The following is a 6,000-nucleotide window of genomic DNA, read 5'->3' as shown; positions in this document are numbered from 1 at the left end:
CGCCTCGGCATAACGCGAGGCGGCACCACCGATTTCGTCGCCTCCTGGCGCCGCCTCGGCACAAGACGCGCCACCGCCGACTTCGTCACCTCGTAGCGCCACCTCGGCACGACAGGACGCCTCACCGCCGACTTCGCCACCTCGCAGCGTCGCTTCGTCGCACCGACGGCCCGGCATGACGAGCGGCTGGGCCTCACGGTTGATGGGAATAGTTCTCGGCACGATGCGCTCGGGCAGGGGGTGCGCGGTCTCAGGCTCGGAGACCTTCGCCGGTATCGGCTTGTCGCGCGGGCTGGACTGGCGCTCAATGCCTTTGGCTGCGGGATGGGTGGGGGTCGCGGCGTGGTCGAGTTCGCCGGGGGCGATGGCGATCGCGGTGACGGTGCGGCCGTGGATGGCGCCGGTCAGGCCGCCGATGTGGTCGGCGTGGGGGTGGGTGAGGGCGAGGAGGGCGATGTGGTGGATGCGCAGGCGGTCCAGGCAGGTGCGCATGGTGCGGGGGTCGGGTCCGACGTCGATGACTATGGCCGTTCCGCGGCCGACGGAGAGGGCCAACCCGTCGCCTTGGCCGATGTCGCAGGCCGCGAGTACCCAATCGGACGGTGGCCAGCCCGGGTTCCACAGCCGGACTGGCAGCAGGACGGCCGTCGAGGACAACACGATGACCACCGTGATTCGGCGGACCAGAGCGATGCGCAGCGCACTCACCGCAACGAGGACGAACGCGGCCGCGGTCAGGCCGCCGATCGATCCGCCGGGCACGGTGATCGTCGCGCCCGGTAGAGCGGCGGTGCGCTCGGCGACGGTGAGCAACCACCACAGCGGCGGGCCCGCGCAACGCAGAACCAGTTCGGCGACGGGCGGCCACACCGAGGCGCAGGCGGCACCGAGCGCGCCGACGACGGTGAGCGGCGCGATCACCGGTGCGACAAGCACATTCGCCAGGATCGCGACGACGCTGATCCGGCCGGTCAGGGCGACCATGATCGGCACGGTGACCGTGAAGGCGGCTGCCGAGACGGCGACCACCTCGGCGGGCAGCCGCCACCAGCCGCGGGCGCGCAACCAGTCGGCCCAGCTCGGCGCGAGCAGGATGAGCCCGGCCGTCGCGAGCACCGACAGCGCGAATCCGGCGTTCACCGCGAGTTCCGGCCAGACCAACAGCAAACCGATCACCGCCGCGCACAGTGCGGGCAGCGCCTGTTTGCGGCGGCCGGTGACGAGTGCGAGCAGCGTGATCGCACCCATCGCGGCCGCGCGGAGAACACTCGGATCCGGCCGGGCGACCACCACGAACATGACCAGCGCCGCCGTCGCGGCAGTCGCCGCCGCACGCGGACCCAACGTGAGTGTGCGTACGACGAACAACACGACCGTCAGAAGGATCGTGAAATTCGCTCCGCTCACCACGCAAAGATGCTGGAGCCCAGCAGTTTTGAAGTCCTCGCGGACCGGTTCGGGTAGGCCCGAAGTATCTCCGAGTACCAAGGCCGGAATCAGTCCTGCGGCGTCCTCGGGCAGTACGGCAGCGGCCGTATCCGCGAAGTCGTTACGCACCGACGCGGCCGCTCGCTGCCACCACGGCGGTGCTGCGACGGGCTTCGGTGGTCCGAGCGCATGCAGGGCGGCGACCGTCAGATCGCGGTTCTTCGGCGGCTGCGGCTGCGCCCGGAATTCGATCGGCTGTCCGGGCAACAGCTCGCCCCACTCCCGCCCCGAGGCAAAGACGACCACCCGGCCGCCGGAATGCACCCTCGCGTCGGCGCGGTGATACTCCCGCAGCGCGGCCCTGACGACCCAGCGCCGCTCCCCACCGAAGCCATTGCTCGGCAACGGTTTCGGATCATCGGTCGGCGTAACGACGATTCGCATCGAAAGGCCGTACGCCTCGCGCATCGGATGCGTCGCGACGCGATAGTCCCGCCACGCCGCCGCCAACGCGAAGCCCGCGCCGAGCAGGACAGCCGCCAACACTGTCGACGCGACTGCCCGATGCACCTTGGCACGCGTGAAACGACCCTGTCGCGACATCGCCGCCAATCCGGCTGCTGCCACGGCCGATCCGAGCGCCACCGCGATACCGACCAACCAGCCCGAGACCAGCACGACGATCGTCACTCCCCAGCAGCACAGTGCGGCGGGCAGCAGACGGGCGTCCACGATCCGCGAACGTTCGGCCGATTCCGGCGCCCGCGAACCGAGTGACGAGGTCATATCGTCACCAGATCGCGCAGGCGGGCCAAGCGGGCGGGGCCGATGCCGTCGACCTCGCCGAGCTGTTCGAGGTCGGTGAAGCGCCCGTTCGCCCTGCGCCAAGCGGTGATCGCGCTTGCCGTGACGGGTCCGATGCCGGGCAGGGCGTCCAGCTCCGCTTCGGTGGCCTTGTTGAGATCGACCTTGCCGGTCGGTCCGGCGCTGGGACGGGAGGTGGCGGCCCCGCCGGTCGCGGTGATCGTGGTGCTGCCGGACTGGGACGACGTTCCGGGAGCCGGGGCGGTCGCGCCGACGAGGATCTGGTCGCCGTCCTGAACGCGCTGGGCCAGGTTGATGCCGGTCAGATCAGCGCCGTCGCGGGCGCCACCCGCCGCGGCGAGCGCGTCCGCCACCCGAGCACCGTCGGGCAACCGAACCAGTCCGCCGCGCTGGACCAAGCCGACCACGCTGACGACCAGCTCGGCGGCTTCGGGTGCGGGCAACGCTCCCGTCGCGGCCGGAACGGTCTGCGCCGAAACAGGATGCGTACCAACCGGAGTCGCGCTGGTGCGTACCGCGGGCAACGGCGGTACCGCGTGCGCTACCGGACGCTCCCGAAAGACCATCACCGTCGCGACGACCACGGCCGCCAGACCGACCATCGCCAGAGTAAGCACTCCCCGGCGGCCTGGATTGATTCGCGCACCGTGAAAACGTTCCGGGACAAGACGTTCCCACCAGCCCGGACCGCGCGGCGGTTCGTCCAACCAGCGCGGGGTCTGCACCTGACCGACCGGCTCGTCGTCGTCCACCTCTTCGCCCGATTCCGTGGCGCGACGATTCGGCGACGGCGGCCGCTCGAAATGCCAACGACCTGCGGCTTTTCCGGCTACATCAGCGGGATCCGTCTCGTTCTCGGGTGACGCGTAGGCATGCACCTCCCCACGAGCAGCTTCCCGGAGACTGCCACCGGAGGTAGCGGGCGCCCCGGAGCTGAACCCAGCCCCGCGGCTCGCCTCTACTCGGACGGTCAGCGCCCCGAGCTGCCGTCGTATCCGCTCGCGTTCGTCGTGTCGTCCCATGCCCGCGACCGTACGCAGCCGCCAGACCGAACAACCCGCTGCGACCAGGCATTTCGCTAGACCTGTTGATAACCCCATCCCTGGGGACAACCCGCCCGCGCGGAGCTCCGGCCGATGTGTCACCCACCACGCAGGGTTGACCTTCACATTGATATGAGACTTTACGTTCGGCCCATGACCCCACAGGACTCGATCACCCCGGACAACCGCGTCAGCCTCGTAGGACTCGGCCCCATGGGCCTGGCGCTGGCCGAAGCGCTGCTGGCAAAAGGACACTCGCTCACCGTCTGGAATCGCACTCCGGAGAAGGCCGACAAGCTCGTCGCTCTGGGTGCGCGACGCGCACGAACCGTGGCCGACGCGGCCGCCGCGAGCCCGCTGACGCTCGTGTGTCTCCAGGACTACGAGACCATGTACCGAGTCTTCGATCCCGCCACTTCCGCGCTCGCGAACCGCACGGTGGTCAACCTGAACTCCGGCACGCCCGCCGAGGCGCGCGCCGCCGCGAAGTGGTCCGCGGAGCACGGCGTCGACTACCTCGACGGCGCCATCATGGTCCCGCCGCCGCTGGTGGGTGACCCGAACGCGGTCTTCCTGTACAGCGGCGCACCGGACGTCTTCGACAGTCACCGTGCGACTTTGGCGAGCCTGGGCGACCCCCGTTTTCTCGGTGCGGACGTCGGCTTGGCGGTCCTCTACAACACGGCCCTGCTCGAGATGATGTTCGCGACGATGAACGGCTGGCTACACGCCACCGCCCTGCTCGATTCCGCGAACGTCTCGGCGCAGCAGTTCGCCGAGCTGGCGCTCGGCTGGTTCATGCCGACCGTGGTCGGCTACGCGTCCCTGGCGGAGCGGGCGGCGGCACTGGACGCCGCCGACTATCCGGGCACCTTCGGCACCATGACGATGAACCTGACCGGTCTGGAGCACATCGCGCGCACCAGCGAAGAGCAGGGCGTCGACACCGAGCTGCCGCGGCTGATGAAGGAGATCGCCGAACGCGCCATCGCCGAGGGCCACGGCAGCCACAGCTACCTGTCGGTCTACGAAGTCTTCAGGAAGGCGGTACCGCGGGGCTGACTCTCGGCATTCACGCGCACCCGCCGGGCACCACCAGCACACCGACCGCGCCGACACCCAGGTGCACGCCGAGCACCGGGCCGAACTCCGCGACGATGAGCTCCCGGATTCCCGGAATCAGTTCGCGCAGTTGGCCTGCCAGGGTTTCGGCCGCCTCGGGTGCCTCCAGGTGCTGCACGGCCACCGCCGCACCGTCTTCACCCGCGGCGTCCACTGCCGCGGCGACGAGTTTCGCGTACGCCTTGGAACGGGTGCGCGCCTTCTCGCGCAACTCGAGCCGACCCTCGACGATCTGCAACAGCGGTTTGGTGACCAACTCGCTGCCGAAGAACGCCGCCGCGCTGCTCAACCGTCCGCCGCGGCGCAGCTGCTCGGTGCGGTTGACCAGGAAGAAGGTGCGCGCCCGGCTGGCGGTGGCGACGGCCGTGTCGTAGACGATGTCCAGCGGCGCACCGGCCCGCGCCCTACGCGCCGCCGCGAGGGTCGGCAATCCGGTGGCCAGACCCGCGCCGAGGGAATCGACGAGCCGAACGTGGTCGGCGGCGTCCATGTCGCGCACGGCCTGCCTGCCCGCCTCCCAGGTACCGGACAGTTGACGCGAAAGGTGCACGGCCACAACACCGTCCCCGCCGCTGTGCGCCAACGCCCGCTCGTAGACCTCGCGTAGCTCGCCGGGCGAGGCCGCCGACGTGGTGACGGTGTCGGCTGCGTAGTCGATGTCGATCGGTTCCACGCCCTCGCGGATGGCGCGGTCGCCGACCAGGACGTGCAACGGTACGACGGCGATATCCAGCTCGTCGACGAGTGCGGCAGGGAGGCTCGCGGACGAATCGGTGACGACCACGACGGCCACGGACTACCGAACCTCCTGCAAGGTCTTGACCATCGCGTTGGCGACGGCGGTGTGCCCGGCCCAACCCCAGTGGATCCCATCCGGATTGGCGTCGCCGGAGAAGATGTTCTCCCGCACCGCTTCACCGAGATCGACCAGCGGCACCGAGCTGCGCTCCGACCACGCCTGCAGCGCCTTCACCGCGCGCGGCCTTCCGGAGTGCACCCGCCCGTAGGCCTCGCAGTTGTGCACCGAGGGCAGCACCGCGACGAACGGTAGATCCGGGCGCAGCTGCGCCAGCGCCTCGCGGGATTGCTCCAGGTAGTCGACACTCACCTTCGGCGGCAGCGCGACCGGGCGACCCAGCTTCGACAGCTTCGGTTGCAGCCAGTTGTACACCGAACGGACGCGCCTGCGCAGACCCGGCGGACGCACATAGCGGATCAGCTCGCGCAGCGCGGTCGGCAGCGGCGACGGCAGGGTGTCCATACCACCGACGGCGAAGACCACCGCGCCCGCGTTCGGCACGGCCGCCCACACCCGCGGGTCGCCGATCAGCGCCCAGTAGGCGTCGCGGCAGGTCCAGCCGATTCGGCCGACCAACTCCACATCCCAATCCAGTTCGGCGCCGACGAGATTCGGCCAGATCCGCGGATCGTCGGCGGGCAGACCGCCCTTCGGACCGAAGTAGGACAGCGAGTCGGCGATCACCAGCAGCACCGGACGCTTGGCCGGGACCTCCTCGGGCGCGGGAACGACCTCACCGGCCGTCTCCGCACTCGCGCCTTCGCCCACCACCTCCGCGGCAAG

Annotated in this window: 5 protein-coding genes; 1 reads left to right on the top strand and 4 read right to left on the bottom strand. The window is 70.1% G+C overall.

Annotation, left to right across the window (positions count from 1 at the left end):
* Both CRP45_RS16070 and CRP45_RS16065 read right to left on the bottom strand, forming a co-directional pair.
* Nucleotides 1–2,214 (bottom strand): ComEC/Rec2 family competence protein (locus CRP45_RS16070; protein WP_179830891.1); only part of this gene is annotated, 2,214 nt, incomplete at its 3' end.
* Nucleotides 2,211–3,275: a helix-hairpin-helix domain-containing protein gene (locus CRP45_RS16065; RefSeq protein WP_097245738.1), complete on the bottom strand. Its 1,065-nt coding sequence runs from the start codon at nt 3,273–3,275 to the stop codon at nt 2,211–2,213. The genes CRP45_RS16070 and CRP45_RS16065, both read right to left, overlap by 4 nt.
* A 174-nt stretch (nt 3,276–3,449) precedes the next feature.
* On the opposite strand from CRP45_RS16065, the gene CRP45_RS16060 reads away from it, so the two are divergent.
* Nucleotides 3,450–4,358, top strand: coding sequence for an NAD(P)-dependent oxidoreductase (locus CRP45_RS16060; protein WP_097245737.1), 909 nt, complete (start codon nt 3,450–3,452; stop codon nt 4,356–4,358).
* A gap of 10 nt (nt 4,359–4,368) precedes the next feature.
* Here the strand turns inward: CRP45_RS16060 and CRP45_RS16055 are convergent, their stop codons facing one another.
* Together CRP45_RS16055 and octT are read right to left on the bottom strand one after the other, a co-directional pair.
* Nucleotides 4,369–5,211, bottom strand: a complete 843-nt coding sequence (locus CRP45_RS16055) for a DegV family protein (RefSeq protein WP_097245736.1) — start codon at nt 5,209–5,211, stop codon at nt 4,369–4,371.
* A gap of 3 nt (nt 5,212–5,214) precedes the next feature.
* Nucleotides 5,215–5,910 carry a diglucosylglycerate octanoyltransferase gene (gene octT, locus CRP45_RS35120; RefSeq protein WP_097246102.1) on the bottom strand — a complete coding sequence of 232 codons (696 nt, stop codon included), beginning with the start codon at nt 5,908–5,910 and terminating at the stop codon, nt 5,215–5,217.
* Nucleotides 5,911–6,000 lie beyond the last annotated feature (90 nt).

Source organism: Nocardia amikacinitolerans (genome assembly GCF_900215415.1).
GTDB classification, from domain to species: Bacteria; Actinomycetota; Actinomycetes; order Mycobacteriales; family Mycobacteriaceae; genus Nocardia; species Nocardia amikacinitolerans.
Note: the sequence above shows the minus strand (reverse complement) of the source record. Positions and strands in the feature narration are given on the sequence as shown.

What these genes read in the sequence shown, in the direction of transcription:
- CRP45_RS16065 (WP_097245738.1), bottom strand. Translation starts at nt 3,275, where the DNA reads ATGGGACGACACGACGAACGCGAGCGGATACGACGGCAGCTCGGGGCG.
- CRP45_RS16060 (WP_097245737.1), top strand. Translation starts at nt 3,450, where the DNA reads ATGACCCCACAGGACTCGATCACCCCGGACAACCGCGTCAGCCTCGTA.